The 2,942-nt window shown below is 61.8% G+C and carries 2 protein-coding genes; both read left to right on the forward strand.

Features of this window, described 5'->3' with window-relative positions; genetic code table 11:
* The first annotated feature begins 404 nt into the window (after positions 1-404).
* A complete protein-coding gene (locus tag PMI02_RS15570; RefSeq protein ID WP_007684537.1) occupies positions 405-1,436 on the forward strand; it encodes an AAA family ATPase in 1,032 nt (343 codons plus the stop codon).
* 28 nt (positions 1,437-1,464) lie between these two features.
* Positions 1,465-2,942: S8 family serine peptidase (locus tag PMI02_RS15575; protein WP_238539091.1), on the forward strand; the 1,478-nt coding region annotated here is incomplete at its 3' end.

Below are 2,942 nucleotides of genomic sequence, written 5' to 3' on the forward strand. Positions count from 1 at the left end.
AAATCAATTACGCGGTGTCCCAGCCCCGGTCGTAAGCAGGATGCCCGCTCATTGGTTTCCTATGATCTCGGTCGAACCGCTTGAATGGGCGCCTCCCTGATATCTCGCCGACCTTCGGCGGGATCGAATCTGATAATCCCATGATACCTTCCCATTGGCTACGATGGGTGGAAGAGAAGCGCTTCAGAGCTGGCCGAGCCATTGTCGCGGTGAACCATCCAATTTCTGTTGCGATTTAGGATTTCGCGGCGCCACACTATCGCCTAAAGCGCGCTGATTCGACTCAGCCCCTTTTTTATTCCGTTAGCCGCGCCCACAATGGAAGACGTTATGCAGCGGCAGAAATGAACGCTAGCATGGAGAAGCGGGCATGAGCGTGAGAACCGGGGTTATTCAAGGCTAATATGGCGCGTAGCGACCTTCTCGTTTCTCTGGTGCGCGCCGGCGCTGCAGGCGATCGGGAAGCCTTGCGCTCAACAACCGAAGCGCTGGTCGCCGACGAGCGCGCCAAAAAGCACTATATCGTCGCCGACCGTCTTCAACGCGCACTTTCCACAGTTCCGGTCACCCCTCCGGCGCTGACGGCAAGTTCCCCACATCTCAATCCCTCGAACGGGCGCGAGGCGATCCTCGAAGTCACCGCCCACCTCCAGATCGACGATCTGATCCTGTCGCTTCCGGTCAAGGAAAGCGGGCGCCAGCTCATCGAGGAGCACCGGCGCGCGGATGTTCTGCGCGCGAGCGGTTACGAACCGCGGCACCGGGTGCTCCTCTCCGGACCTCCGGGCAATGGGAAGACCTCTTTCGCCGAAGCCCTCGCCGAGAGCCTCGGCCTGCCCTTCTACGTTGTGCGATATGACGCGCTGATCGGAAGCTACCTGGGCGAGACGAACGCGCGCCTGCGCAAGCTTTTCGATTATGTCCGCACGACGCCAAGCGTCCTGTTCTTCGACGAGTTCGATGCGATCGGAAAGGAGCGCGGCGACACGCACGAAACAGGCGAGATCAAGCGCGTCGTCTCGTTCCTGCTCATGCAACTCGACCAGTTGCCGAGCTACGTCATCGTCGTTGCCGCGACCAATCACGGTGAACTTCTCGATCGCGCCGTCTGGCGTCGATTCCAGATGCGCCTGAGCATGCCCGCTCCGCAACGCAAGGACGTGACCGTATTTCTCGATCGCATCTTGTCTGATTGGCCCGATGCTCCCAAGATGCTGGCAGCGCGTATTTCAGCAAAACTCGGCACGGTGAGCTATGCCGAGGCTTTGGACTTCTGCCAGAACGTCAGAAGGCGCCAGATTTTGGGATTGGGGGAGCTTTCCGTCGATGATGCATTGCGCGCCGAACTCGAGCTTTGGACCTCGCGGGTAACTCCGGAAGCGATCAGTGCCGAGCGATCCGACCAAGCCTCTTCTGAGGCTACCCGTCCCAGCTGATCAACCGCGCGCCCTCGGGCGCCCCATGATGACCCCAAGGCCGGACGCGTTTACGCGCGATCGCCAAACGGTAGCCTTTGGTCCCAAATTCAGCAGACTTGCCGATATTCTCGCACGAGGCGCCGATGCGCTCGAACTGCGGGCAGACGCTGCCGGCCTGGCGCCTGAGCGCCTCCTGGTCTTCGAAGTGCGCGGCTCGATCACCGCCTTTGCGAATGCCGTCCAGAATGTCTCAGGCCTCGAATTGGTGGATGAAAAGGAGCTCGAAGGCGATGAGGAGGACAAGCAACCCTTCGCCTATCTGCTCGTCCCGGACATGGTGGCGCTGCGCAACCTCCTTGGCCTATGGCAGCGGTGGCAGACAGGCCGCTTGATCCGCGGCGAGACGCCATGGGCGAATGTCTTCGAACTGCTCAAGGATCTGCGGCCATGGGGGCCCCTGGATCGCGTGCACGCAAGCGATGCGACGTTTCTTGCCTCCCTCATCGACGGACTGGACGATGATGAACTCGTGCGCCTCGAGGTCGAGCTGGTTTATCGCGCTCAGGATCGGATCGCAGAGGAACAGGAGGCCAATGTCAGGGCCGCGATCACTGCGCGTGCCGGCCGTATCGTCTCGCGAGCCCGCATCGCGGATATCGGCTATCACGCGCTGCTTGCTGACATTCCTGCCTGGGCCGTGCGCGAAATCGTCGAGCGACGCGCCGAAGGCGTGGCCGGGCTCGAGCCGATCCAGCACATCCGGCCACAAAGCGCCTCGACCTCGATCGAACTGGGCGACGTAGCCGAGGATGCCGCGGCCGCGCTCCCGCAGCCCGAGCTGGGCGAACCAATCCTCGCGCTGCTAGACGGAGTACCGGTCGCGGGGCACCGCCTGCTTAGCCGGCACATCGATCTCGACGACCCCTTCGATCTCGAACCTTCAGCACTCGTGGCCAATCGCTTTCACGGCACGGCCATGGCATCGCTCATCGTCCACGGCGATCGCAACGGCACGGGCCAGCCCTTGCCACGCAGGATCCATGTCATGCCCGTCATGGGTAACCATGACGAATTTCCGCGCGACAGACTGGTAGTGGATCTCATCTACCTCGCCATCGTCCGGTTGCGGGAGCAGCGGCCAGGGGTCGTGATCGTCAATCTCTCTCTGGGGAACAGGAACCGGCCTTTCCATGGCCAGCTTTCGCCCTGGGCGCGGTTGCTCGATCGCCTCTCGAACAGGTTCGGCCTGCTCTTCATCGTCAGCGCCGGCAACGCGATTGCCGACTTCGGCGTGCCAGCCTATGCAAACGGGCTCGCCTACGAAAGCGCAGATGGTGCCCATCGCGCGAAATCGATGATCAATGCACTTCATGGTCTGATCGGCGAGCGACGGATGTTCTCGCCGGCTGAAACCATCAACGGCATCACAGTGGGCGCCAGCAACAGCGATGCTGTGAAACCCGCCGACCGGGCGCTTGCGCGCGCACTTATCGACCCCTTCCCCAGCAGAGGAGGCAGACCGAA

The organism is Novosphingobium sp. AP12, assembly GCF_000281975.1.
GTDB lineage: Bacteria > Pseudomonadota > Alphaproteobacteria > Sphingomonadales > Sphingomonadaceae > Novosphingobium.

Coding starts and splice junctions, on each gene's coding strand:
- PMI02_RS15570 (WP_007684537.1), top strand. CDS start 405: ATGGCGCGTAGCGACCTTCTCGTTTCTCTGGTGCGCGCCGGCGCTGCA.